24 protein-coding genes and 1 pseudogene are annotated in these 22,621 nt (G+C 69.3%); 19 read left to right on the forward strand and 6 right to left on the reverse strand.

The window, feature by feature from the left end; translation table 11 throughout:
- Window positions 1–13: 13 nt before the first annotated feature.
- Window positions 14–232 carry a hypothetical protein gene (locus ACTWQI_RS23175; protein ID WP_443273365.1) on the reverse strand — a complete coding sequence of 73 codons (219 nt, stop codon included), beginning with the start codon at window positions 230–232 and terminating at the stop codon, window positions 14–16.
- On the opposite strand from ACTWQI_RS23175, the gene ACTWQI_RS23180 reads away from it, so the two are divergent.
- The gene (locus ACTWQI_RS23180; protein ID WP_443273367.1) at window positions 225–965 is read left to right on the forward strand and encodes an AAA family ATPase; all 741 of its coding nucleotides are present in this window, start codon (window positions 225–227) and stop codon (window positions 963–965) included. The genes ACTWQI_RS23175 and ACTWQI_RS23180 overlap by 8 nt on opposite strands.
- 12 nt (window positions 966–977) lie before the next feature.
- Here ACTWQI_RS23180 and ACTWQI_RS23185 read toward each other — a convergent pair.
- A pseudogene (locus ACTWQI_RS23185) lies at window positions 978–1,566 on the reverse strand (aromatic-ring hydroxylase C-terminal domain-containing protein); the annotation flags it as partial.
- A 30-nt stretch (window positions 1,567–1,596) separates the two neighbouring features.
- Between ACTWQI_RS23185 and ACTWQI_RS23190 the strand changes: the two are divergent.
- Both ACTWQI_RS23190 and ACTWQI_RS23195 read left to right on the forward strand, forming a co-directional pair.
- On the forward strand, window positions 1,597–2,244 hold the full coding sequence (locus ACTWQI_RS23190; RefSeq protein WP_443273369.1) for a TetR/AcrR family transcriptional regulator: 648 nt from the start codon (window positions 1,597–1,599) through the stop codon (window positions 2,242–2,244).
- 284 nt (window positions 2,245–2,528) lie between these two features.
- Entirely contained in the window at window positions 2,529–2,999 is a 471-nt protein-coding gene (locus tag ACTWQI_RS23195; protein ID WP_443273371.1) for a hypothetical protein, read from the forward strand.
- A 160-nt stretch (window positions 3,000–3,159) separates the two neighbouring features.
- Here ACTWQI_RS23195 and ACTWQI_RS23200 read toward each other — a convergent pair whose 3' ends face one another.
- A complete protein-coding gene (locus ACTWQI_RS23200; protein WP_443273507.1) occupies window positions 3,160–3,738 on the reverse strand; it encodes a hypothetical protein in 579 nt (192 codons plus the stop codon).
- A 116-nt stretch (window positions 3,739–3,854) separates the two neighbouring features.
- Between ACTWQI_RS23200 and hemL the strand changes: the two genes are divergently transcribed.
- From hemL to ccsB, 7 genes are all read left to right on the forward strand, one after another.
- Window positions 3,855–5,171, forward strand: coding sequence for a glutamate-1-semialdehyde 2,1-aminomutase (gene hemL / locus ACTWQI_RS23205; protein ID WP_443273373.1), 1,317 nt, complete (start codon window positions 3,855–3,857; stop codon window positions 5,169–5,171).
- 8 nt (window positions 5,172–5,179) lie between these two features.
- Window positions 5,180–5,926, forward strand: coding sequence for a histidine phosphatase family protein (locus ACTWQI_RS23210; protein ID WP_443273375.1), 747 nt, complete (start codon window positions 5,180–5,182; stop codon window positions 5,924–5,926).
- A gap of 108 nt (window positions 5,927–6,034) precedes the next feature.
- Window positions 6,035–7,267, forward strand: coding sequence for a hypothetical protein (locus ACTWQI_RS23215; RefSeq protein WP_443273508.1), 1,233 nt, complete (start codon window positions 6,035–6,037; stop codon window positions 7,265–7,267).
- A 101-nt stretch (window positions 7,268–7,368) separates the two neighbouring features.
- Complete coding sequence (locus ACTWQI_RS23220) at window positions 7,369–7,989, forward strand: TlpA family protein disulfide reductase (protein WP_443273377.1); 621 nt, start codon at window positions 7,369–7,371, stop codon at window positions 7,987–7,989.
- A 7-nt stretch (window positions 7,990–7,996) separates the two neighbouring features.
- Entirely contained in the window at window positions 7,997–8,758 is a 762-nt protein-coding gene (locus ACTWQI_RS23225; protein ID WP_443273509.1) for a cytochrome c biogenesis CcdA family protein, read from the forward strand.
- A 3-nt stretch (window positions 8,759–8,761) separates the two neighbouring features.
- On the forward strand, window positions 8,762–10,573 hold the full coding sequence (gene resB, locus ACTWQI_RS23230; protein WP_443273378.1) for a cytochrome c biogenesis protein ResB: 1,812 nt from the start codon (window positions 8,762–8,764) through the stop codon (window positions 10,571–10,573).
- On the forward strand, window positions 10,570–11,703 hold the full coding sequence (gene ccsB, locus ACTWQI_RS23235; protein ID WP_443273380.1) for a c-type cytochrome biogenesis protein CcsB: 1,134 nt from the start codon (window positions 10,570–10,572) through the stop codon (window positions 11,701–11,703). The genes resB and ccsB overlap by 4 nt, the downstream gene beginning before the upstream one ends.
- Window positions 11,704–11,728: 25 nt before the next feature.
- Here the strand turns inward: ccsB and ACTWQI_RS23240 are convergent, their stop codons facing one another.
- Together ACTWQI_RS23240 and ACTWQI_RS23245 are read right to left on the reverse strand one after the other, a co-directional pair.
- On the reverse strand, window positions 11,729–12,697 hold the full coding sequence (locus ACTWQI_RS23240; protein ID WP_443273382.1) for an isopenicillin N synthase family dioxygenase: 969 nt from the start codon (window positions 12,695–12,697) through the stop codon (window positions 11,729–11,731).
- An 11-nt stretch (window positions 12,698–12,708) separates the two neighbouring features.
- Window positions 12,709–13,110 (reverse strand): PLD nuclease N-terminal domain-containing protein, encoded by a 402-nt coding sequence (locus tag ACTWQI_RS23245; protein WP_443273383.1) that lies wholly within the window; start codon window positions 13,108–13,110, stop codon window positions 12,709–12,711.
- A gap of 212 nt (window positions 13,111–13,322) precedes the next feature.
- Between ACTWQI_RS23245 and ACTWQI_RS23250 the strand changes: the two genes are divergently transcribed.
- On the forward strand, window positions 13,323–14,774 hold the full coding sequence (locus ACTWQI_RS23250) for a menaquinone biosynthesis decarboxylase (RefSeq protein WP_443273385.1): 1,452 nt from the start codon (window positions 13,323–13,325) through the stop codon (window positions 14,772–14,774).
- Window positions 14,775–14,868: 94 nt separating this feature from the next.
- Window positions 14,869–15,783: a menaquinone biosynthesis prenyltransferase MqnP gene (gene mqnP / locus ACTWQI_RS23255; protein WP_443273387.1), complete on the forward strand. Its 915-nt coding sequence runs from the start codon at window positions 14,869–14,871 to the stop codon at window positions 15,781–15,783.
- 27 nt (window positions 15,784–15,810) lie between these two features.
- Here mqnP and ACTWQI_RS23260 read toward each other — a convergent pair whose 3' ends face one another.
- On the reverse strand, window positions 15,811–16,485 hold the full coding sequence (locus tag ACTWQI_RS23260; protein ID WP_443273389.1) for a rhomboid family intramembrane serine protease: 675 nt from the start codon (window positions 16,483–16,485) through the stop codon (window positions 15,811–15,813).
- Window positions 16,486–16,576: 91 nt separating this feature from the next.
- Between ACTWQI_RS23260 and ACTWQI_RS23265 the strand changes: the two genes are divergently transcribed.
- The 7 genes from ACTWQI_RS23265 to ACTWQI_RS23295 all read left to right on the forward strand — a co-directional run bounded on the left by ACTWQI_RS23265 (window position 16,577) and on the right by ACTWQI_RS23295 (window position 22,521).
- Complete coding sequence (locus ACTWQI_RS23265) at window positions 16,577–17,287, forward strand: UbiX family flavin prenyltransferase (RefSeq protein ID WP_443273391.1); 711 nt, start codon at window positions 16,577–16,579, stop codon at window positions 17,285–17,287.
- Window positions 17,288–17,408: 121 nt separating this feature from the next.
- Window positions 17,409–17,864: an Lrp/AsnC family transcriptional regulator gene (locus tag ACTWQI_RS23270; protein WP_443273393.1), complete on the forward strand. Its 456-nt coding sequence runs from the start codon at window positions 17,409–17,411 to the stop codon at window positions 17,862–17,864.
- Between the two features lie 75 nt (window positions 17,865–17,939).
- Window positions 17,940–19,118, forward strand: a complete 1,179-nt coding sequence (mqnE, locus tag ACTWQI_RS23275; protein ID WP_443273395.1) for an aminofutalosine synthase MqnE — start codon at window positions 17,940–17,942, stop codon at window positions 19,116–19,118.
- Window positions 19,119–19,208: 90 nt separating this feature from the next.
- Window positions 19,209–19,880 (forward strand): UdgX family uracil-DNA binding protein, encoded by a 672-nt coding sequence (locus ACTWQI_RS23280; RefSeq protein ID WP_443273396.1) that lies wholly within the window; start codon window positions 19,209–19,211, stop codon window positions 19,878–19,880.
- A 19-nt stretch (window positions 19,881–19,899) separates the two neighbouring features.
- A complete protein-coding gene (locus ACTWQI_RS23285) occupies window positions 19,900–20,424 on the forward strand; it encodes a GNAT family N-acetyltransferase (protein WP_443273398.1) in 525 nt (174 codons plus the stop codon).
- A gap of 66 nt (window positions 20,425–20,490) precedes the next feature.
- A complete protein-coding gene (locus tag ACTWQI_RS23290) occupies window positions 20,491–20,775 on the forward strand; it encodes a DUF4229 domain-containing protein (RefSeq protein ID WP_443273399.1) in 285 nt (94 codons plus the stop codon).
- Window positions 20,776–21,192: 417 nt separating this feature from the next.
- Window positions 21,193–22,521, forward strand: a complete 1,329-nt coding sequence (locus ACTWQI_RS23295; protein ID WP_443273402.1) for a dicarboxylate/amino acid:cation symporter — start codon at window positions 21,193–21,195, stop codon at window positions 22,519–22,521.
- The last annotated feature ends 100 nt before the right edge of the window (window positions 22,522–22,621 follow it).

The raw sequence follows: 22,621 nt of genomic DNA on the forward strand, positions 1-22,621 counted from the left end.
GCGGCGACCGTCCTCAGCTGCTGCCTCGCGGGGCGTACATGATCACAGTGACACCCGCGAGGCAGACCGGCGCGCCGATCACGTCTACGTGCACCCCCTGCAAGTCCAGCCAGGCGGCGCCGACCTCCGGCAGGGCGGCGAGGGCGAAGAGGGCGACGGGAGCGGGCGATGAGCATGCCGACAGCCCAGGAGCCGCTGTCGGTGCGGCATGAGACCGTCGAATCATGCTCATAGAGCGCGCCTATGCGCATCTTCCGGACGGTGAGGGGTTCGACCGCGGCGAGTGGCCCTGGTCGGTGCCGTGCGTACGGCAGTTGCTGGACGACGGCGGACTGCGCTTCTCCGCCCCTGTGACGTTTCTGGTGGGGGAGAACGGCTCGGGGAAGTCGACGCTGGTCGAGGGGCTGGCCGAGGGGTTCGGCCTGGACTCCTACGGCGGCGCCGCGGGTTACCGGTACGCGACAGAACGGGAGAAGTCGGCGCTCGGCGAGCGGATCCGCTTCGATGCGACGCGGGACGGCCGGCGCATGATCCGCGCGCCGCGCAGCCGCCGCCGGGGATTCTTCCTCCGCGCGGAGACTGCGCTGGAGGCGCTGAGACGGGAGCAGGCGGGCAAGGGACTGTCGGTGGTGGTGGACGAGGTGAGTCACGGCGAGGGCTTCCTCGCGGCGTTCCGCGACAAGTTCCATGGGCCCGGCCTGTACATCATGGACGAGCCGGAGGCCGCGCTGTCCTTCGCCTCCTGCCTGCAACTGGTGGGTCTGATGCACCAGTTGGGCAGGAGCGGCGCGCAGATCGTCTGTGCGACGCACTCGCCGCTGCTCACGGCGGTCCCCGGGGCCGAGATCGTGGAGGTCGGCGACCACGGCATGCGCACGGTGGAGTGGAAGGACCTGGCGATCGTCGACCACTGGCGTCGCTACCTCGACGATCCGCACACGTATCTCCGGCACATCATCGACTGACGCCGTCGGTGGCTACACCTGCCGCGGCGCAGCCGGTTCTCCGGTCCACTGGCTGAAGGCCGTCCGGAGCGACTCCCGGCGCCGTGCCGGGTCCTTCTCGTCCGGGGCCCAGGTGACGTACCCGTCCGGGCGGACGAGCATCGCGGTGCGGCTCCGGTCGGACCAGGAGGCGAGGACGAGACGGTCGCCCCGGCCGCCGGTATCCGGGCTCTCGTCGCCGGGCGTGACCAAGACGAACGTCCCCGCGCGCAAGGCCTCGTAGAGCCGGGTCGGACCATCGCCCCGGCGCGCCGCCGGCGGTGCGTCGGGGGCGCGCTTTCCGGCCGGGTCGACGCCGTCCGCGCCCTGGGTCACACCGAGGACTTCGGTGCCGTACCGGAAGTCGACTCCGGCGCTGATGGCCCGCCGCTCCAGCAGCCGCTCCACCTCGTACTGCGGGGTGATCAGCAGGTACGGAAAGCGGGTGGGCAGCCGCCCCAGGTCGAGGGAGAGGTTTCCGAAGAGCCGGACGGTGCTGCCCGGCAGACCGGTCTCGACGAGTTCGTCGGCCAGGCCCCCGGGCATCGAGCTGCTCCCGGGTGCGGGCGTGGACGCCGAGGGCATCAACATGCGTTGGCATACAATCGTTGGCATGCAGCACGCCGAGAAGGCCGCCGCGGACGCAGATCGCCCCCAGCTACCTCCCCCAGCTATCGCTGGGCGGTGCCCCCAGGGAGGTGCCCCCAGGCCGCGCCGCTCCGACGCCACCCGGACCGCCATCCTCGAGGCGGCGCGCGAACGCTTCGCCGCCGACGGATACGAGCGCGCCACGATCCGGGCCATCGCCAAGGACGCCGGCATCGATCCGTCCATGGTGATGCGCTACTTCGGCAACAAGGAGGGGCTCTTCGCGGCCGCCTCGGCATTCGACCTGCGGCTGCCGGACCTCTCCGCCGTCCCGCGCGAGGAGGTCGGCGTCGCGCTGGTCCGGCACTTCCTGAGCCGCTGGGAGGAGGACGAGGTCCTGACGGCGCTGCTGCGGGTGGGGGTCACCAACTCCGCGGGTGCCGAACGGATGCAGCGGATCTTTCGCGAGCAGCTGGAGCCGGTGGCGGCGGCCGTGTGCCCCCGTTCGGCGGAGAGTGCCACACGCGCGGCGCTGGCGGCCTCGCAGATTCTGGGCATGGCGCTGAGCCGGTACGTGCTGCGCATCCCGCCCGCCGTCGCCCTGTCCCGCGACGACGTGGTGGCCTGGCTGGCGCCGACGGTCCAGCGCTATCTCACAGCCGAGGCCCCGTAGGCCGTACGTCCGTACCGCTGTCGGTCGGTGGCCCCCGCGGCGGGTGACGGGGCGTCGGGGGTACGGCCTCACCCGTGCGGACGCGTCCACTGAAAGACCATCGGATTCCCCCCGATATGCCCTATGTGCTGGGACAACGCCGACCATTGCACCGGATGTGATGCGGCATCAGGGTGAGCGGAGCCGACGCCCGCGTCGCGGACCTCCGGCTCGTCGCTTTGCATCGTTCTGTGCCGGATTTATCAGGCGTGGCCACGGGGCCACGGCCGGCATCGGAGGATTCCATGCGATCTGCTCGTGTTGTCGCCACCACGGCTGCGGCTGCCGCTGTCGTCGGTCTCGCCGCCCCGGTCGCCGTGGCGAGCACCCCGGCGAACGTCGATCCGCACCGGGTGCATCCGGGCCAGACCGTATGGATCAGTGACGACGGGTACTGCGACATCCGCGAGGGCACGACCGCGTACTCGGGTGCCTTCGGCAGCGTCCCGCTGACCCCGAGGGGTGACCGGCTCGTCGGCAGCGCGCGGGTGCTCTGGCATGCCAGGGGCAAGCACAGCGTCGTCATCCGGTGCGGGGACGGGGAGCGGCTCTTCGGCCGGCTACAGGTCGGGCCCACGCGGGGCTCGCGGGCCGGCGAAGGCGGCGGCACCGGGAAGGTGAACAACGCGGAGCTGGTCGGCGGTGCCGCGCTCGTCGTTCTGGCGGTGGGCGGCGGCGTCGTGGTCCTGCGCCGCCGGAGGAAAGGCAGTACATGACGGCATCAGAGATATATGCGGCAGAGATATTACGAAGGGGCACCCCACGGCACAGGGGTGCCCCTGCCGCTGTTGTCGCCGCTACCCGCGCTGTGCCCGGCCGCCGAAGAGGGCCCGCCTGGTCCCGACCGCATGGGCGGCCCAGAAGAATGATGTCAGGTCAGGGCCAGACCAGGCAGTACGGTTGGTGTCCCGCCTCATGCAGGCGGTGGCTGAAGTCCTGCCACTCGTGCAGCAGCTGGTAGACGTTGAAGGCGTCCCGCGGCCCCCCGCGGTCCGGGACCGTGGACCAGATGAAGGCGGCCGCGCCGACGGCCTCCTCGCCCACCCCTCGCAGTGGGTCGACGACCGTCATCGGCAGTTTCACCACGGCATAGTCCGGGTGCAGCACGACCAGCTCGAGCGGCGGCACCTTGTACAGGGGTATGCCCTCGATGCCGGTCAGCACCATCGCCGCCATCGTCTCGGGCTTGATCTTGGTGAACATTCCCCCCATGCCGAGCTCGTCGCCGCCCAGCTCCTCGGGTCGCATCGAGATGGGGACACGGGCCGCGGTCGCTCCGTCGGGCGCGCCGAAGTATTTGTAGGTCACCCCCACACGGCCACCCCTGCTCCCGCCACTGTGCACCTCGCGCTCGCGCCGGTGCCGCCCCCGCCCTTCGCCTTCGGCGTAGGGGACACCAGCGCGGTCGGGGCCCAGGTCATCGGTCCCCTCGCCCAGTCCGCCACCGCGATGCATATCTCCACCCGACCACTCGCGGCCATCGCCGCGCAACCCGATCATCGTCTCAGAGACCTCCCCCGTCGACGAGAGGTGAAACGCCTCTCCTCGTGTCCCCGTCTGCCTCTGACACCATGGAATACGTGACTTACTCGTACGATGCCTCAGTCTCGCAGACACTTTTCGACCGCGCGGCGGTCGTGACGCCCGGGGGCGTCAACTCTCCCGTCCGTGCGTTCCGTGCCGTGGGTGGTACACCCCGGTTCATGGTGTCCGGTACCGGTCCGTACCTCACCGATGCCGACGGTCGGGAGTATGTCGACCTCGTGTGTTCCTGGGGGCCGATGATCCTCGGGCATGCCCATCCGCAGGTCGTCGAGGCCGTGCAGGCGGCGGTGGCACACGGCACCTCCTTCGGTACGCCCGGCGAGGGTGAGGTGGCGCTCGCCGAGGAGATCGTGGACCGGATCGCCCCCGTCGAGCAGGTCCGACTGGTCTCCTCCGGCACCGAGGCGACCATGTCGGCGATCCGGCTCGCCCGTGGGTTCACCGGCCGTGCGAAGGTGATCAAGTTCGCGGGCTGCTACCACGGTCATGTGGACGCGCTGCTGGCTTCGGCCGGTTCCGGGGTTGCCACGTTCGGGCTGCCCGACACACCGGGGGTGACCGGCGCGCAGACCGGCGACACGATCGTGCTCCCGTATAACGATCTGGACGCGGTGCGGCACACCTTCGCCCGCTACCCCGGAGAGATCGCCTGCGTGATCACCGAAGCGGCGCCGGGCAACATGGGCGTCGTGCCGCCGCTTCCGGGCTTCAACGCGGGGCTGAAGTCGCTCTGCGCGGAGAGCGGTGCGCTCTACATCTCCGACGAGGTGATGACCGGCTTCCGGGTGAGCAGGACGGGCTGGTACGGCATCGACGGCGTCGAACCGGATCTGATGACCTTCGGCAAGGTCATGGGCGGTGGCTTCCCGGCCGCGGCCTTCGGCGGCCGCGCCGATGTCATGGCGCACCTGGCCCCGGCCGGACCCGTCTACCAGGCGGGCACGCTCTCCGGTAACCCGGTCGCGACCGCCGCCGGGCTCGCACAGCTGCGGCTGCTGGACGACGCGGCGTACGAGACGGTGGACGCGGTCTCCGCCGAGGTGCGGGCACTGGTGACCGAGGCACTCGCGAAGGAGGGCGTCGTCCACCGGCTGCAGACGGCCGGGAACATGTTCTCGGTGTTCTTCACGGACGAGGACGTGACGGACTACGAGAAGGCGAAGGCCCAGCAGGCCCACCGCTTCACGGCTTTCTTCCACGCGATGCTCGCCGAGGGCGTCTACCTCCCGCCGTCCGCGTTCGAGTCCTGGTTCGTGTCGACGGCCCACGACAGCGCTGCGATCGAGCGCATCGCAGCCGCCCTGCCGACCGCCGCGCGGGCCGCCGCCGAGGCATCTGCATGATGGACGCCATGACCGAAGCGAACGCCATCTCCACCGAACCGAGCGCCGCCGACCGGAGCGGGCCGGATCGGACCAGGACCGTTGTGCACCTGGTGCGCCATGGTGAGGTGCTCAATCCGGACGGCGTGCTCTACGGGCGGCGGCCCGGCTACCACCTCTCCGATCTGGGGCGGCAGATGGCCGACCGGGTGGCCGAGCACCTGGCCGACCGCGACATTCGGTTCGTCGCCTCCTCTCCGCTGGAGCGTGCGCAGGAGACGGCCACGCCGATCGCCAAGTCGCACTCCCTGGACATCACCACCGACGATCGGCTCATCGAGGCCGAGAACGTCTTCGAGGGCAAGACCTTCGGGGTCGGCGATGGGGCGCTCCGGCGGCCGGGCAACTGGCGGCACCTCATCAACCCGTTCCGGCCCTCCTGGGGCGAGCCCTACATCGAGCTGGTCGTACGGATGATGGCCGCGCTGGCTGCGGCGCGCGACGCCGCGCGCGGGCACGAGGCGGTGGCCGTCAGCCATCAGCTGCCGATCTGGATCGTGCGCAGCCATGTCGAGCGACGGCGGCTGTGGCACGATCCGCGCCGGCGGCAGTGCACGCTCGCGAGCCTGACCACCTTCACCTTCGAGGGCGACCGGATGGTTTCCGTCGGCTACAGCGAACCCGCCCGGGATCTGGTGCCGCCGCACCTGCTGGTCGGCGCTCAGCAGCGCTTCGGCAGGGGATCGGTGAAGGGCGTCAAGGGCTTCGGCGCATAGATCACGCCAATCTCTCCACCGTTTTCCGGAACCCCGTCTCCCGTCATGCCCTCTTAACAAGTGCCCGTTTGGGAAAAGCGGGTACGGCATGTGATGAACGGGGGCGAAATGCGCGAGATCAGTCGACGGGGACTGCTGGGCTTGGGGCTGGGTGCGGCGGCTGCGCTCGGGGCCGCGGGCTGCGGAATGGGTTCGGGATCGGCGGCCGGTACGGGCGGCTGGGGCGCGGGAAGCGGTGGTGGGGGCAGGCAGAGTCGCCCCCGGCTGATCGGTGACGGCTCCACCGCCGATACCGGTCCGCAGCCCGGCCAGCCGAAGCCCGAGCGGCTCGAACCCGGCCAGATGCCGCCGCAGTTCGTGATCTTCTCCTGGGACGGTGCGGGCGATGTCGGCAATGGACTCTTTCCGCGCTTCCGCAAGCTCGCAAAGGACCACGGCGCGGCCATGACCTTCTTCCTCTCCGGGCTCTATCTGCTGCCCGAGTCGAAGAAGAGCCTCTACCGGCCGCCGAACAATCCCGTCGGGGCCTCCGACATCGGATACCTCACCGACGAGCACATCCGGATGACCCTGGAGAACGTCCGTCTCGCCTGGCTCGAGGGCCACGAGATCGGCACCCACTTCAACGGTCACTTCTGCGCCGGGTCGGGCTCGGTCGCCCACTGGACGCCGGCCGACTGGCAGTCGGAGATCGATCAGGCAGTGTCCTTCGTCACGAAGTGGCGGACGAACACCGGCTTCACGGACCTGGACCCGCTGCCGTTCAACTACGAGAAGGAGCTGATCGGCGGCCGTACGCCCTGTCTGCTGGGCCAGGACAACCTGCTGCAGACGGCCAAGCGGCTGGGCTGGCGCTATGACGCGAGCGCGCCGGGCGGACACCAGGTCTGGCCCACCAAGAAACAGGGCATATGGGATTTTCCGCTCCAGCAGATACCCTTCCCGGGCCGGGAGTTCGAAGTCCTGTCCATGGACTACAACATGCTCGCCAACCAGTCGCAGAACGCGATGCAGAGCGATCCGTCCAAGTACCCGGCCTGGGAGCAGCAGGCGCGCGAGGCCCTGGTCGCGGGCTTCCAGCGCGCATACGAGACCAACCGCGCCCCGCTGTTCATCGGCAACCACTTCGAGCAGTGGAACGGCGGCATCTATATGAACGCCGTCGAAGAGGCCTTCAAGCACATGGCGGACGAGAAGCGGAAAGACGTGCGTCTGGTCTCCTTCCGGCAGTACGTGGACTGGCTCGACGTCCAGGATCCAAAGGTGCTGCGGAAGCTGCGCGGCCTCGGGGTGGGACAGCGGCCGGCAGGTGGCTGGAAGGCATATCTGTCCGCGTCCTGAGCCGGGTGTCCGACCTGCATCACGGCCACCCTGACAGGCGGTTTCGGGTGACTTGAGGGGGGTGTGGAAGATCCTGGAACGGGCCATGCGAAACTTTTCACATGTCTGCCTGCCGCCGCGCCCCCCGACGCCGAGCGACCTCACGTCGTACCGCCGTGCGGGCTGCCACCGGGGCCGCGGCAGCCGCCCTGGCTCTGACCGCCTGCGGGACCGGTACGTCCGGAGGTTCCGCCGGGACGAAGTTCGTGGCGGGCGAGGGCGGCATCGACACGGTGAAGAAGGCCGACCGCAAGCCGCTTCCAGAGATCTCCGGCGAGACCCTCGACGATGAGCAGCTCGACCTCGCCGACTACCGGGGCAAGGTCGTCGTGATCAACGTATGGGGGTCGTGGTGCCCGCCGTGCCGGGCGGAGGCACCCCACTTCGCCAAGGTCGCCAAGGCCACCGAGGCCCGGGGGGTGCGGTTCGTCGGCATCAACACGCGGGACTCGACGCGGCAGCCGGCGGTGAAGTTCGAGAAGGAGTTCGGTAGTCCGTACCCGAGCCTCTACGACCCGGCGGGCAAGCTGATGCTTCGCTTCCCCGCGGGCAGCCTCAACCCGAAGGCCATCCCTTCGACGCTGTTCATCGACCGGGAGGGCAGGGTCGCGGCGCGCGCCCTGACGCCGCTGGGTGAGGAGCAGCTGTACCGGACGCTCGATCCGTTGATCGCGGAGAAGTGATCACGTGATCGCCCTCGCCGCCGCGACCGACCCCAACCAGACCGTCCTCACCGGCGCACTCCTGCTCGCGTTGCCCGTCGCCCTCCTCGGCGGACTGGTCTCCTTCTTCTCCCCCTGCGTGCTGCCGCTCGTACCGGGCTATCTGTCGTATGTCACCGGGGTCAGCGGCACCGACCTGGCCGAGGCCCGACGGGGCCGGATGGTCGCGGGGGCGTCCCTCTTCGTCCTCGGCTTCACGGCGGTCTTCGTCTCCTACGGGGCGCTGTTCGGGAACTTCGGCCTGACGCTGGAGGAGCACAAGGAGACCATCTCCAAGGTGCTCGGCGCTCTCACGATCCTGCTGGGCCTCGCTTTCATGGGGGTCCTGGGAGGGTTCGGCCGGCGCGAGTTCCGCATCCACACCAAGCCCACTATGGGCCTGCTCGGCGCGCCGATGCTGGGCGCGTTGTTCGGCATCGGCTGGACCCCTTGCATCGGCCCGACGCTGGCCGCGGTCAACGCCCTGGCGTTCAATGAGGCGAGTGCCGCGCGCGGGGCGCTGCTCACCGTCGCGTACTGCGCGGGCCTGGGCGTGCCCTTCCTCCTCACCGCGATCGCCTTCCGGCGGGCGCTGGGCGCGTTCGGCTGGGTCAAGCAGCACTACGTGTGGGTGATGCGGATCGGTGGTTCGATGCTGGTCGTGGTGGGCGTCCTGCTCGTCACCGGGATCTGGGACCGCATGATCACCGACCTGCAGGGCTGGTCGTCCACCTTTACTCCGGGAATCTGAACCATGGCCGAGTCGGAGACACAGACAGGCACCGACGCCGCTGCCGCCGTCACCGCCGCGGCGCGGGAGGACGACGAGCTGGGCGCCGCCGGGTCCCAGCTGTCCACGGCACCCGCGCAGGACGACGCCGGGCAGGCCGTGCCGGGCTCGTTCGGCGGCGTGCGCCGACCCGGCGTGCGCGGGAGGCTGGGCTGGCTGGGGCGCGAGGTCATCGGCTGGGCACGCTGGTTCTGGCGGCAGCTCACCTCCATGCGGGTCGCGCTGATCCTGCTCTTCCTGCTCTCGCTCGCCTCCATCCCGGGGTCGCTGGTCCCGCAGACCGGCGTCGACCCGGTCAAGGTCGAGGAGTTCCGGGCCGCCCATGAAACGCTCGCCCCGGTCTACGACAAGCTCGGGTTGTTCGAGGTCTACACCTCGGTGTGGTTCTCGGCGATCTACCTCCTGCTGTTCATCTCTCTCATCGGCTGCATCGTCCCGCGCACCTGGCAGTTCGTCGGTCAGCTTCGCGGCCGTCCGCCGGCCGCACCGCGCCGCCTCACGCAGCTGCCCGTCTACACCACATGGCGTACCGAAGCCGAGCCCGAGCAGGTGCTGGCCGCCGCGCGGCGGATGCTGGGCAGCCGCCGTTTCCGGGCCCACACCACCGGCGACGCGGTCGCCGCGGAGAAGGGCTACCTGCGGGAGGTGGGCAACCTGGCCTTCCATATCGCGCTGATCGTGATGCTGGTGGCCTTCGCCGCGGGGCAGCTCTGGAAGTCCGAGGGCGGCAAGCTGATCGTCGACGGTGACGGCTTCTCCAACACGCTGACGCAGTACGACGACTTCAAGTCCGGCGGTCTCTTCGATTCCGACACCCTCGCCCCCTTCGGCTTCTCGCTGAACGGCTTCGACGCGAGCTACGAGCGGTCCGGCCCCCAGAAGGGCACCCCCCGCGAATTCCGCGCCCACGTCACGTACTGGGAGGGCGCGGACGGCCCGGAGCGCGCCTCCACCATCGAGGTCAACGAACCCCTCGAGGTCACGGGCGACACATTCGCGTCGTACAAAGTCTTTCTGATCGGCCACGGCTACGCGCCAGTGGTGACGGTCAAGGACGGGCAGGGCGATATCGCCTACCAGGGGCCGGTCCCGTTCCTCCCTCAGGACGGCAATCTGACCTCCGTCGGCGTGATCAAGGTCCCGGACTACCGTGACAAGGACGGCGAGAAGGACCAGCTCGGCTTCCAGGGCCGGTTCACCCCCACCTTCGCACTCGATGAAGTGCGTGGCCCGCACTCCTCCTTCCCCGCGCTCGACTATCCGGTGCTCTCGCTGAACGCCTTCCACGGCAGCCTCGGCATCGACTCCGGCCTGCCGCAGAACGTGTACCAGCTGGACACCCGGAAGATGGAGCAGTTCAAGGACCCGAGCGGCGACTTCTTCCGCAAGGCCCTGCGCCCCGGCGAGACCATGACCCTGCCGAGCGGAGCGGGCTCGCTGACGTTCGACGGGGTCAAGACCTGGGCCAGCTTCCAGATCTCCTACCGGCCCGCGGGCGGACTGGCGCTCGGTGGTGCGGTCGCCGCACTCATGGGCCTCGCCGCCTCCCTGTTCATCCAGCGTCGCCGGGTGTGGGTGAGGGCGAGGCGAGGCGACGACGGCACCACGGTCGTCGAGATGGCCGGACTCGGCCGCAGCGAATCCGCAAAGCTCCCCGAGGAGCTGGCCGACCTCGCCGTGACACTGCAGCCCGACGCACCACCGATCGAGAACGCGGCTGCGGAAGCCGACGACGACCCAGCTGAACCTGCCGAAGGCGAAGGAGCGCGCGCGTGAACCTCGCGGTCGCGGCCAACGAGAACATGGCCCACATCAGCAACGTGCTGATCTATTCCGCGATGGCGGTCTACACCCTGGCCTTCATCGCGCATATCGCCGAATGGGTGCTCGGCAGCCGGAGCAGGGTGGGCCGCACCGCCGCCGCTCTCACCGATGCCACCGCCGCCCTGGTGCAGGACTCTCCCGGTGCGAACACCGGCTCCACTGGAGGCGGCACGGCGGTCCTGGAACGCCCCAAGGTCGTCACCCGGTCCGCCGCCGGCACCCGTGACGTCCCGGATGGCCCCGGTGCCGCAGGCGGCACCGAGCAGGGCGATCTGTACGGCAGATTCGCCGTCTCGCTGACCGTCCTCGCCCTACTCGTCCACGCCGGCGGCGTAGTTGCCCGCGCCCTCTCTGTGGAGCGCGCCCCCTGGGGCAACATGTACGAATTCTCGACCACCTTCTCGATGGTGGCCGTCGGTGCGTACGCCATCCTCCTCGCGCTGAAGAAGAACGTGCGCTGGATCGGACTCCCCCTGGTCACGACGGTCCTCCTCGATCTCGGCCTCGCCGTCACTGTCTTGTACACCGCGAGCGACCAATTGGTTCCCGCCCTCGACTCGTACTGGCTGTACATCCACGTCTCCTGCGCGATCATCTCCGGCGCGGTGTTCTACCTCGGCGCCGTCGGCACGCTGCTCTACCTCTTCCGCGACAGCTACGAGGCCAAGCTCGCCACGGGCTGGGCACCGGGTCCCCGCCCGGCGACCTCGTTCAAGCGGCTGCGCTGGCGGCTGGCGCGGGCGAACGCATCGGTGATGTACCGGCTCCCCGCGGCCGCCAGCCTCGACAAGTTCAGCTACCGCATCAACGCGGTGATCTTCCCGCTGTGGACCTTTACCATCATCGCGGGCGCGATCTGGGCCGAGGCCGCCTGGGGCCGCTACTGGGGCTGGGACCCCAAGGAGGTCTGGTCGTTCATCACCTGGGTCGCCTACGCCTGCTACCTGCACGCCCGGGCCACCGCCGGCTGGAAGGGCCGCAAGGCCGCCTACCTCGCCCTGATCGCCTTCGCCTGCTTCCTCTTCAACTACTACGGCGTCAACATCTTCATCACCGGCAAGCACTCCTACGCCGGAGTCTGAGACCGGTGCGGTAGCGCGGGACCGATCACCCGACGCCGATCGCGTCCAGCTTCGCCCGCAGATAGGAGTGCGCGTCCACCGGCTCGTACGCGACGCGCCCCAGCGGGGCCGGCACGGACTCCACGCGGGTGTGCGGATCGCACTCGTAGAAGTAGACCAGTGACATCAGCTCCTCCGCCGGGGCGTCGGCCGGCGGGGGCAGCACGCGGTGGCGGCCGGAGCGCCAGCGATCGCCTGTCCAACGGGCCATCAGATCGCCGATATTCACGGTGAAGGCGTCCCGGTCGTACGGCGCGTCCTCCCAGCCGCCCTCTTCGGTGAAGACCTGAAGTCCGCCCTTGCCCTGCTGCCGGTCCAGCACCGTGACCGTCCCGAAGTCGGTGTGCGGACCGATCCGGAACTGACCGGGCTCCGGCTCGCCCACCGTGTCCGTCCCCGGATACCAGTTGATGTTGAAGCCCCAGGTGGGGTGCCGGGTGTGCCGGGTGAAGAAGTCGAGGGAGCAGCCGAGCGCGGCGGCCAGCAGTTCCAGCAGCCGGTCCGACAGCGTGCGCATCTGCGTGAGATACGCCTCCGTCAGCGGCCGCAGGCCCGGCACCGCCGACGGCCAGGTGTTCGGCAGAAACCACTCCGCGTCCGTCTCCGGGTCCCCGGTCGGCTCCTCGGCCGCGAAGGACAGCGACTCCTTGAGATCGGGCGGGGTTTGGACGCCCTCGGCATACGCGTTGGCCTCGGCGCCCGGCCCGAGCCAGCCGCGCCCCCCGACCCGTACGGCATACGGTCGCTTCGCCGCCTCGGGAAGCCGGAAGAAGCCGCGTGCCGCGTCCCGTACGCCGGTGCGCAGCGCCGGGTCCACACCGTGGCCGGTGACGAGCAGGAAACCGGCGCTCTGCAGGGCGCGGTCCACGGTCGCGGCGATCCGGTTCCGCGCCGCCGGATCGTCCCCGGACAGCCAGGGACCCACGTCGACGGTGGGGATGCGGGTTCCGGGCATCACACGGCTCGTCAGGAGGACTGCGGCGGGGTGTCGTCGTTGCCGCCGTTCTCCCGGCGCTTGAGCTCTTCCTCGCGGCGGCGCAGATCCGCCTCCCAGTCCTCCAGGAGCGCCTCGTCCTTCTCGTTCTCGCCCTTCAAGGACTGCAGGAACTCCGGATTGTCATCCGGAGCCACCCACTGCGTGCGGTGGGTGCGGTGCCCATGCGACGGGGTGCTCCCGCCGGCCGGGACGTGTCGCCGCTTGCCCGTGGCGAGCCAGACGATCGGCCCGACGATCGAGAAGAGCAGGATGATGATGACCCAGACCACCTTGGGGAGGTGTTTGACCTCGTCCTCGGGGGTGTTGAGGCAGTCGATGAAGGCGTAGATCGTCAGCGCCAGGATCAGGATGAACGGCAGATACCTGAGCATGGTGGTGCGGTCCCCCTGGAGGCGGCGGGAAGGCGGGAAGCCCCGGACCAGTCCAGGGTAGACGCCGCGAGCCGATAGGCGCTCCTCTGGCCTGCGGCATGGGGGACCCCAGAGCCCGGCGGCCGGGGCCCGGCCGAGGGACGGGTGACGCGCGACACCTCAGGAGCGCCCGGGGGGCCAGCGGCGACATCCGATGGCGGATACTGGGGCGCATGGCATACGACGATCTTCGCTCGTTCCTTCGCGCGCTGGAGCGCGACGGCGACCTGCGGCGCATCAAGGCCGAAGTCGACCCGTATCTTGAGGTCGGTGAGATCGTCGACCGGGTTAACAAGGCGGGCGGACCCGCGCTGCTCTTCGAGAACGTGAAGGGCTCGGCGATGCCGCTCGCCATGAACGTCTTCGGGACCGACCGACGGCTCCTCAAGGCGCTCGGCCTGACGTCCTACGACGAGATCAGCCAGAAGATCGGCGGCCTGCTCAAGCCGGAGCTGCCGCACGGTTTCGTCGGGATGCGCGAGGCGTTCGGCAAGTTGGGCAGCATGGCGCACGTGCCGCCGAAGAAGGTGAAGGACGGCCCCGTCCAGGAGGCCGTGCTCACCGGCGACGACGTCGATCTCGACAAGCTGCCGGCGCTGTTCACCTGGCCCGAGGACGGTGGCTCCTTCTTCAACCTCGGGCTGACGCACACCAAGGACCCGGAGACGGGCATCCGCAATCTCGGGCTCTACCGCCTGCAGCGGCACGACCGCCGCACCATCGGTATGCACTGGCAGATCCACAAGGACAGCCGCAACCACTACCAGGTCGCGGCCCGGCGGGGCGAGAAGCTGCCGGTCGCCATCGCCTTCGGCTGCCCGCCCGCCGTGACCTACGCGTCCACGGCCCCGCTTCCCGGCGACATCGACGAGTACCTCTTCGCCGGCTTGGTGCAGGGCAAGCGGGTCGAGTTGGTGGACTGCAAGACCGTGCCGCTGCAGGTTCCGGCGGCCGCCGAGGTCGTGCTGGAGGGGTGGCTGGAGCCCGGGAAGCTGCTGCCGGAGGGCCCGTTCGGGGATCACACCGGCTTCTACACCCCGCAGGAGGACTTCCCGGCGCTCACCGTCGACTGCGTGACGATGCGTCGGCGCCCGCTGCTGCAGTCGATCGTCGTCGGCCGTCCGCCGACCGAGGACGGGCCGCTGGGACGGGCGACGGAGCGGTTCTTCCTGCCGCTGCTGAAGATCATCGTGCCCGACATCGTGGACTACCACCTCCCCGAGGCGGGTGGGTTCCACAACTGCGCGATCGTGTCGATCGACAAGAAGTACCCCAAGCACGCACAGAAGGTGATGCACGCCATCTGGGGTGCGCACATGATGTCGCTCACCAAACTCATCGTGATCGTGGACGCCGACTGCGATGTGCACGATCTGCACGAGGTCGCCTGGCGGGCTCTGGGCAACACCGACTACGCCCGTGACCTGACGGTGGTCGAGGGCCCGGTCGACCACCTCGACCACGCCTCGTACCAGCAGTTCTGGGGTGGCAAGGCAGGCATCGACGCGACGCGGAAGCTCCCCGAGGAGGGCTACACCCGGGACGGCGGCTGGCCGAACATGGTCGAGTCCGACCCAGACACCGCCGACAGGGTCACTCGGCGGTGGAAGGAGTACGGGCTATGAGTGCCGCGTCCGCCACAGCGAGGCCGGGCGATGCCAGGGCAGTAGGCCTCCATGAACTGCGCAGTATCGAAGACACCTTCCGGAGGTCTCAGGTATGACGTCGGCAGCAGCCGCGTCGCCCGCGCCGGCCGCGAGCGACAACAAGGTCAAGGCCTTCCTCCGGCTCGTGATGATCGAGCACTCGGTCTTCGCCCTCCCCTTCGCCTATATCGCCTCGCTCACCGCGATGTTCCTCGAAGACGCCCGGGTCCACTGGTGGGAGCTCTTCCTCGTCACCGTGGCGATGGTGGGCCTGCGGACCTTCGCCATGGCGTGCAACCGGATCATCGACCGCGAGATCGACGCTCGCAATCCGCGTACGGCGGGACGCGAGTTGGTGACGGGCGCGGTCTCCGTACGGTCCGCATGGACCGGAGCGCTCATCGCCGTCGTCGTCTTCCTGAGCGCCGCGGCGCTGCTCAACCCGCTGTGCCTGGCGCTCGCCCCCGTCGCGGTCATCCCGATGGTGGTCTATCCCTACGGGAAACGGTTCACCAACTACCCGCATGCGATCCTCGGTCTGGCCCAGGCGATGGGCCCGGTCGGCGCCTGGATAGCGGTCACCGGTGCCTGGTCGTGGGACGCAGTGGTCCTGGGCCTCGCCGTCGGCATCTGGATCGGCGGCTTCGACCTGATCTTCGCCTGCCAGGACGTCCAGGCGGACCGTGCGCACGGTGTGCTGTCCGTGCCGGCCCGCTTCGGCGTCCCTGCGGCGCTGTACGGCGCGCGAGCCTGCCATGCCGTCACGACCGCGCTGCTGGCGTGGTACGGGGCGGTCACCGAGGCCGGGACCTTCTTCTGGGCCGGACTGGTGATCGTCGCTGTGGCGTTCCTCTACGAGCACACGATCGTGGGGCCGCACGACCTGTCCCGGCTGAACCGCGCGTTCTTCACGGTCAACGGTGTCATCGGCTGCGTGCTGTTCGCCTGCACCTTGCTTGATCTCATCGCGCGCGGGCTCGGCGTATAGGGCGTACCCCTCGTGAGCGCGGAGGCGTCACATCCTCGGCGCTGGCCGCTGCTCGCGGAACAGGAACGCCGCCAACACCCCGCCGAGCAGGCCGAACAGGTGGCCCTGCCAGCTGATACCGGTCGTGGTCGGCAGCGCGCCCCACAGGATCGACCCGTAGAAGACCGCGACGGCCAGGCCTATGCCCACCCAGGTCGGCCTGCGGTCCACGAAGCCGCGCACCAGCAGGTAGCCGAAGAGCCCGAAGACGACTCCTGACGCGCCGGCTGTGATGGACCCCGCGGGCGCGAAGAACCAGACGCCGAGACCGCTCGTCAGGATGATCACCGCCACCACGCCCATGAAGCGCCCTATGCCGCTGACGGCGGCGAGGAAGCCCAGGATGAGCAGCGGCATCGTGTTGGCGGCGAGATGCTGGAAGCCGAAGTGGAGGAAGGCGGCGGGCACGACGTCGCGCAGCTCGGTCGGCTCGCGCGGCGTGATGCCGTACGGATCCAGGACATGTCCGTTCGCCGCGTCCACGTACTCCAGCAGCCAGAGCAGCACGACCCAGGCGAGCACCAGCACGGCTGCCGCCTTCGCCCGCGCCCCGCGACGGGACGTCTCCGGCCCGGCGCCCGGCGGCCCCGCCCCGTACGGCGGCCGTCCGTATTCAGGCGGGCCATGTCCGGGCGGGCCGTATCCCCCTGGTCCGTACGTCATCGGAGCCCCCTTTCTCCACCATCCCAACGCCAGGAGAGGCTGCCCGGGTTCCCGCCGGATGACGCCGTACGCCGCCGGATAGGCTCGAGCCGTGGAGCCGCCGCAGCCGAGATCGAAGGACGCCCCCGGCACCGGGCAGCGCCGACCCTGGGTGGTCGGAGTGTCCGGCGCGTCCGGCACGCCCTATGCGGCGTCGGTGCTGCGTGCCCTGCTGCACGCGGGCGAGGCCGTGGACCTGGTGGTCAGCCGGGCCTCCCGGCTGACGCTGCTGGACGAGACGGGCATCGCCTTCCGCGATGCGCACTGGCACGAGGACCTGCGCCGTTGGCTGGCGCGCGGCGCGGACGGCACCCCGGACCGGTTCGAGGCCACGCTGCCCGACCTGTCGGACGTACGGCACTGGGCGCCCGGAGATCTGGCCGCAGGCCCCTCCTCGGGTTCGTACCCGGTCAAAGGCATGCTGATCGTGCCGGCGAGCACGGCGTGCGTGGCCGGGGTGGCCCTCGGTCTCTCGAAGGACCTGCTGCAGCGGACAGCGAGCGTGACGCTGAAGGAACGGCGGCCGCTCGTGGTGGCGCTCCGGGAGACACCGCTGAGTGGGCAGACGCTCAAGCATCTGGTGGCGCTGGATCAGGCGGGCGCCGTGGTCCTGCCGGCGTCTCCGGCGTTCTATGCGGGCGCCACGCAGATCCAGGACCTGGTGGACTTCGTCGCTGGGCGAGTGCTGGACGCGGCGGGCGTGCCGCACAAGCTGTACCGCCGGTGGGAGGGTGCGATCGGAGGCTCCCGAGGCGACGACTAGCCTCGTGCCAGCCCCATCCCACTTTGGATTCTTAGGTTGATTCACAGGCAGGTTATCCTGTGTGCCTCAGATTCCTTATACTGAAGCTGGCGAATACTGAACAATGGAAGGCTCCAGGCAGATGGACGCGGTGGACAGGCAGCTCATCCAGGCCCTTCGGGAGAACGGCAGGGCCTCGTATGCAGAGCTGGGACGGCTCGTGGGGCTCTCCGGGCCCAGCGTCACGGACCGGATCAATCGTCTGGAGGCGGCCGGGGTGATCACCGGCTACCGCGCGACCGTCGACTCCGCCTCGCTCGGCCTTGGCGTGACGGCCCTCATCGGCATCTCGCTGTCCGACGCCGCCGACCACGAGGACGTGGCACGCCGACTGCGGGACCTGGCCGAGATCGAGGACTGCTGGTTCATCGCCGGCGACGACTCGTACATGCTCAAGGTCCGGGTCAGCGACGTCGACGGTCTGGAGAAGACCATCCGGCGGCTCTCCGGCACCAAGGGAGTCTCTCGCACCCGGACCACCATCGTGCTCTCCACCAAGTGGGAGAACCGGGTAGGTGAACTGCCGGAAGGGGTGTGACGGGGTGAATTCCCGCGACACGGCGGGGGGTACGCTCGACGGGGCCCGACAGGCAGGCGATTGGGAGGCGGCCGTATGACTGCATCTATCAAGGATGTGGGCTTCAGGCGCGAGCTCGAGGAGAAGGTCCACGCGGGGGAGCGACTGACCCGCGAGGACGGCATCGCGCTCTACGAGTGCGACGACCTCGCGTGGCTGGGCGGCCTCGCCCATGAGGTGCGGACCCGGAAGAACGGCGACGTCGTCCACTTCAACGTCAACCGCCACCTCAACATGACGAATGTGTGCACCGCGTCCTGCGCCTACTGCTCCTTCCAGCGGAAGCCCGGCGAGAAGGACGCGTACACGATGCGTATCGAGGAGGCCGTCCGCCTCGCCACGGCGATGGAGCACGAGAACCTCACCGAGCTGCACATCGTCAACGGCCTCCACCCGACGCTGCCCTGGCGCTACTACCCGCGCTCGCTGCGCGAGCTGAAGAAGGCCCTGCCGAACGTCTCCCTGAAGGCCTTCACCGCCACCGAGATCCACCACTTCGAGACGATCTCCGGGCTGTCCGCATCCGAGATCCTCGACGAGCTGATCGACGCCGGTCTGGAGTCCCTGACCGGCGGTGGCGCCGAGATCTTCGACTGGGAGGTCCGGCAGCACATCGTCGACCACCGCACTCACTGGGAGGACTGGTCGCGCATCCACCGCCTGGCGCATGAAAAGGGTCTGAAGACCCCGTCCACGATGCTGTACGGGCACATCGAGGAGCCTCGTCACCGGGTGGACCACGTGCTGCGGCTGCGCGAGCTGCAGGACGAGACCGGCGGCTTCCAGGTCTTCATCCCGCTGCGCTACCAGCACGACTTCGTGGACATGAAGGACGGCAAGATCCGCAATCGGCTCCAGGCCCGGACGACCATGGCGAGCGGTGCCGAGGCGCTGAAGACCTTCGCGGTCTCGCGACTGCTGTTCGACAACGTGCAGCATGTCAAGGTCTTCTGGGTCATGCACGGGGTGCAGACGGCGCAGCTCGCGCTGCAGCACGGCGCGGACGACATGGACGGCTCGGTGGTCGAGTACAAGATCACCCACGACGCGGACAACTTCGGCACGCCCAACAAGCTGACCCGTGACGATCTGCTGGACCTGATCCGGGACGCCGGGTTCCGGCCGGTCGAGCGGAACACGCGGTACGAGGTCATTCGCGAGTACCCGGGGCCCGACCCGGACCGCCGCGAAGCGCCGCAGCCGATGCGCGTCTGACTGTCCTGGGGCTCCGCCCCAGACCCCGCTGCTCGCTGCAGGCGGGGGCGCCTCTGTCTGACGAGGGCTTTCGGGGGTACCCCGGGGCATATGAACGCGACCGGGACCCCCGAGCCCGAGGACAGCTACGATGCCGGCCCCTTCGTCCCCGCCGGTGCGGATCTGGCCACCCTGCGGGAGGCCGCAGCGGGCTGCCGTGGGTGTCCGCTGCACCGCAACACGACCCAGACCGTCTTCAGCTCCGGCGACGCGGACGCCCGGGTGGTGCTCGTGGGCGAGCAGCCGGGCGACCAGGAGGACCGGAAGGGCCTGCCGTTCGTCGGGCCCGCGGGCCGGGTGCTGATGCAGGCGCTCGACGAGGCCGGCATCGACCCGACGGAGACGTACGTCACCAATGCCGTGAAGCACTTCAAGTTCGAGTACGTCCCCGAGCGCGGCAAGCGCCGGATCCACAAGACGCCGAACCTGCGTGAGCTGAGTGCCTGCAAGCCCTGGCTGACGGCCGAGCTGCGGCTGATCGACCCCGAGGTGATCGTGGCCCTGGGTGCGACGGCCGGGAAGGCGCTGCTCGGCCCGTCCTTCCGGGTGACCAAGCAGCGCGGAGCGCTGCTGACGTGCCCCTCCTTCGACGGCGACGAGGAGCGGGAGGAATGCGTCGTGGCCACCATCCACCCGTCCGCCGTGCTGCGTGCCGACGACCGGGAGGCGGTGTACCGAGGCCTGGTGTCCGACCTGCGGGTGGCCGCTCAGGCGCTGAGCTGAGCCGCTTATCGTCGTAGGCATGCCGCTGACTTTCCACCTGGACCCCGAGATGAGGCCCGAGCTGCGCGACGGCATATGCGCGTTGTGGGCCGATGTCACGAACGCGGGAGGCGCCGTCGGGTTCGTACCGCCCGTCAGCGCGGACGACATCCGGCCCGAGCTGGTCAGGCACCTCGCCGCGATGGCCGAGGGCCGCGCCCGGCTCCTGGTCGGGCTCGACGGGCACGGCCGGGTGCTGGCGACCGCCTTCTTCACCTTCAACGCGCACCGGCTGATGCGCCACTGGTGCTGGCTCTACACCGTGATGGTGCACCCGGCCCACCAGGGCAAGGGTTACGGGCGCGAGCTGATGGCCGCCGTCGAGGAGGCGGCCCGCGGGATGGACGGCATAGACGGACTCCGGCTCGGCTGCCGCGGGGGACTCGGACTGGAGCGGTTCTACGGGTCCTGCGGCTACAAGGAGGTCGGCCGGGTGCCGGGCGCGATCAAGGTCGCGTACGGCGAGTTCCGGGACGACGTCACGATGTGGCTCCCCCTCATTTGATCCGAAACGGGACGTGCTTCACTGGACCTGGCCCCGTTCCGCCGCAGTAGAGAAGAAGGTCCGTCCGTGAGCAGCAAGCAGCACGCCACTCTCCGTTACACCGCACTGCGCCTCGGAGTCTTCGTGGCCTGCTTCCTCGTCGTCTGGGCCCTCACCTATCTGCGCATCCTCCCGGCCGGTCGCGGCGACTCCCACCTCATGTGGGTGCTGCTGCTCGCGCTGATCCTCTCCGCCCCGCTGAGCTGGGTCCTGCTGCGCAAGCAGCGCGACGCCATGTCCGAGCAGATCGTCGAGAAGGTGGACCGCGCCAAGGAGCGGCTGACCGCCAACCAGGCGCAGGAAGACGCGTAACACGCGTCACACCTCAGGGCGGACGTCGTCGACACCCCGCTGTGGAGCAGCCGCTGCACGGTGGGGTGTTGGCGTTCCTGCGCCCCGATCCCGCGTCAAAGACCTTCTTTGAAGCCCTGAAAGTTCAAGTGTTAACGTGTGCAGCATGACCACAGCAGCCGTGCACCAAGACGCCCTGAGCATCTCGCTCGTGGCGCGGTTGCACGTCGATCTGTGCCGCCGGGTGTCTGCGGCCTGTCGCCGCGTCCGAGCCTGAGCGACAGCCCTCGTCGCCGCCCCCGGGGCGCGAACCGGAACTCACCGGAATTCACCGGGATTTCCTGGAACTGCGCACCTCTCTTCGGGCCGCTGCGCTCTTCACCCTCGCTCTCCTCTCGTGGTCCCCCTCGATTCTGTCTGTCCTTTCCTTGCCGGAGTGTGCCTGTGTCCACCGAAGCCCCTGCGAAGAAGCCGGCAGGCTTCTCCCTCCCGAAGTTGCCGTTCTGGGCCCAGATACTTCTGGGCCTTGTTCTCGGCGTGCTCCTGGGCTGGATAGCCAGGAGCGGTGACGTCGGCTGGCTCGTCACCACGCTCGACAAGATCGGTTCGATCTTCGTTCAGCTGCTGAAGCTCGCCGTCGCCCCGCTCGTCTTCTTCGCGATCCTGGTGTCCATCACCAATCTGCGGAAGGTCAACAACGCCGCCCGGCTGGCCACCCGTACTCTGCTCTGGTTCATGGTCACCTCGCTGATCGCGGTCGCCATCGGCCTGGCGATCGGCCTGGTCACCAACCCGGGCGCCGGCACCGGCCTCACCGCCAAGGACGGCGGCAAGCCCGAAGAGGCGGGCTCCTGGATCGACTTCCTGACCGGCATCGTGCCGACGGACGTCATCACGCCGTTCACCGAACTCAACGTGCTGCAGATCGTCTTCATGGCAGCCGTCGCCGGTATCGCCGCGCTGCAGCTCGGCGAGAAGGCCCAGCCGATCCTCACCTTCAGCCAGTCCGTTCTGGAGCTGCTGCAGAAGGCGCTCTGGTGGGTCATCCGGCTCGCCCCGCTCGGCACGCTCGGCCTCATCGGCCACGCCATCGCCACGTACGGCTGGAACCTCATCGGCAAGTACGCCACCTTCACGGCGGACGTCTACATCGGCTGCGCGCTGGTGATGTTCGGTGTCTACCCGCTGCTGCTGGCAGGCGTCGCCAAGGTCAATCCGCTGCAGTTCTTCCGGGGCGCCTGGCCCGCCATCCAGCTGGCCTTCGTCTCCCGCTCCTCGGTCGGCACCATGCCGGTCACCCAGCGGGTCACCGAGCGCCTCGGTGTGCCGCGGGAGTACGCCTCCTTCGCGGTGCCGTTCGGCGCCACCACCAAGATGGACGGCTGCGCGGCGATCTACCCGGCACTTGCCGCGATCTTCATCGCCGAGATCTTCCAGGTGCACTTGGGTATCGGTGACTACCTGCTCATCGCCTTCGTCTCGGTGATCGGCTCGGCGGCCACCGCCGGCCTGACCGGCGCCACCGTGATGCTCACGCTGACGCTGTCGACCCTGGGCCTCCCGCTGGAGGGCGTCGGCCTGCTGCTGGCGATCGATCCGGTCCTGGACATGATCCGCACCGCCACGAACGTCGCCGGCCAATCGGTCTGCACGTTGCTCGTCGCCGCACGTGAGGGAATCCTCGACCGCGACGCGTACAGCAAGGCCAAGTCCCACGGCCTCGAAGGCGCCGACGCCGAACCGCAGGCGGTTGCGGCTGCCGCGTAGAGTCGCGGCTGAACCGTCGACACGGAGCCCCCATCCCTCGCTGGGATTGGGGGCTCTGTGCTCTCCGGTGGCCGAACGGGTAGGGAGCCTCACCTGGTCA

Source organism: Streptomyces sp. KR80, from assembly GCF_052245555.1.
GTDB lineage: Bacteria > Actinomycetota > Actinomycetes > Streptomycetales > Streptomycetaceae > Streptomyces.

What these genes read in the sequence shown, in the direction of transcription:
- ACTWQI_RS23180 (WP_443273367.1), top strand. Translation starts at nt 225, where the DNA reads ATGCTCATAGAGCGCGCCTATGCGCATCTTCCGGACGGTGAGGGGTTC.
- ACTWQI_RS23175 (WP_443273365.1), bottom strand. Translation starts at nt 232, where the DNA reads ATGAGCATGATTCGACGGTCTCATGCCGCACCGACAGCGGCTCCTGGG.
- ACTWQI_RS23190 (WP_443273369.1), top strand. Translation starts at nt 1,597, where the DNA reads ATGCAGCACGCCGAGAAGGCCGCCGCGGACGCAGATCGCCCCCAGCTA.
- ACTWQI_RS23195 (WP_443273371.1), top strand. Translation starts at nt 2,529, where the DNA reads ATGCGATCTGCTCGTGTTGTCGCCACCACGGCTGCGGCTGCCGCTGTC.
- ACTWQI_RS23200 (WP_443273507.1), bottom strand. Translation starts at nt 3,738, where the DNA reads ATGCATCGCGGTGGCGGACTGGGCGAGGGGACCGATGACCTGGGCCCC.
- hemL (WP_443273373.1), top strand. Translation starts at nt 3,855, where the DNA reads ATGGAATACGTGACTTACTCGTACGATGCCTCAGTCTCGCAGACACTT.
- ACTWQI_RS23210 (WP_443273375.1), top strand. Translation starts at nt 5,180, where the DNA reads ATGACCGAAGCGAACGCCATCTCCACCGAACCGAGCGCCGCCGACCGG.
- ACTWQI_RS23215 (WP_443273508.1), top strand. Translation starts at nt 6,035, where the DNA reads ATGCGCGAGATCAGTCGACGGGGACTGCTGGGCTTGGGGCTGGGTGCG.
- ACTWQI_RS23220 (WP_443273377.1), top strand. Translation starts at nt 7,369, where the DNA reads ATGTCTGCCTGCCGCCGCGCCCCCCGACGCCGAGCGACCTCACGTCGT.
- resB (WP_443273378.1), top strand. Translation starts at nt 8,762, where the DNA reads ATGGCCGAGTCGGAGACACAGACAGGCACCGACGCCGCTGCCGCCGTC.
- ACTWQI_RS23240 (WP_443273382.1), bottom strand. Translation starts at nt 12,697, where the DNA reads ATGCCCGGAACCCGCATCCCCACCGTCGACGTGGGTCCCTGGCTGTCC.
- ACTWQI_RS23245 (WP_443273383.1), bottom strand. Translation starts at nt 13,110, where the DNA reads ATGCTCAGGTATCTGCCGTTCATCCTGATCCTGGCGCTGACGATCTAC.
- ACTWQI_RS23250 (WP_443273385.1), top strand. Translation starts at nt 13,323, where the DNA reads ATGGCATACGACGATCTTCGCTCGTTCCTTCGCGCGCTGGAGCGCGAC.
- mqnP (WP_443273387.1), top strand. Translation starts at nt 14,869, where the DNA reads ATGACGTCGGCAGCAGCCGCGTCGCCCGCGCCGGCCGCGAGCGACAAC.
- ACTWQI_RS23260 (WP_443273389.1), bottom strand. Translation starts at nt 16,485, where the DNA reads ATGACGTACGGACCAGGGGGATACGGCCCGCCCGGACATGGCCCGCCT.
- ACTWQI_RS23270 (WP_443273393.1), top strand. Translation starts at nt 17,409, where the DNA reads ATGGACGCGGTGGACAGGCAGCTCATCCAGGCCCTTCGGGAGAACGGC.
- mqnE (WP_443273395.1), top strand. Translation starts at nt 17,940, where the DNA reads ATGACTGCATCTATCAAGGATGTGGGCTTCAGGCGCGAGCTCGAGGAG.
- ACTWQI_RS23280 (WP_443273396.1), top strand. Translation starts at nt 19,209, where the DNA reads ATGAACGCGACCGGGACCCCCGAGCCCGAGGACAGCTACGATGCCGGC.
- ACTWQI_RS23285 (WP_443273398.1), top strand. Translation starts at nt 19,900, where the DNA reads ATGCCGCTGACTTTCCACCTGGACCCCGAGATGAGGCCCGAGCTGCGC.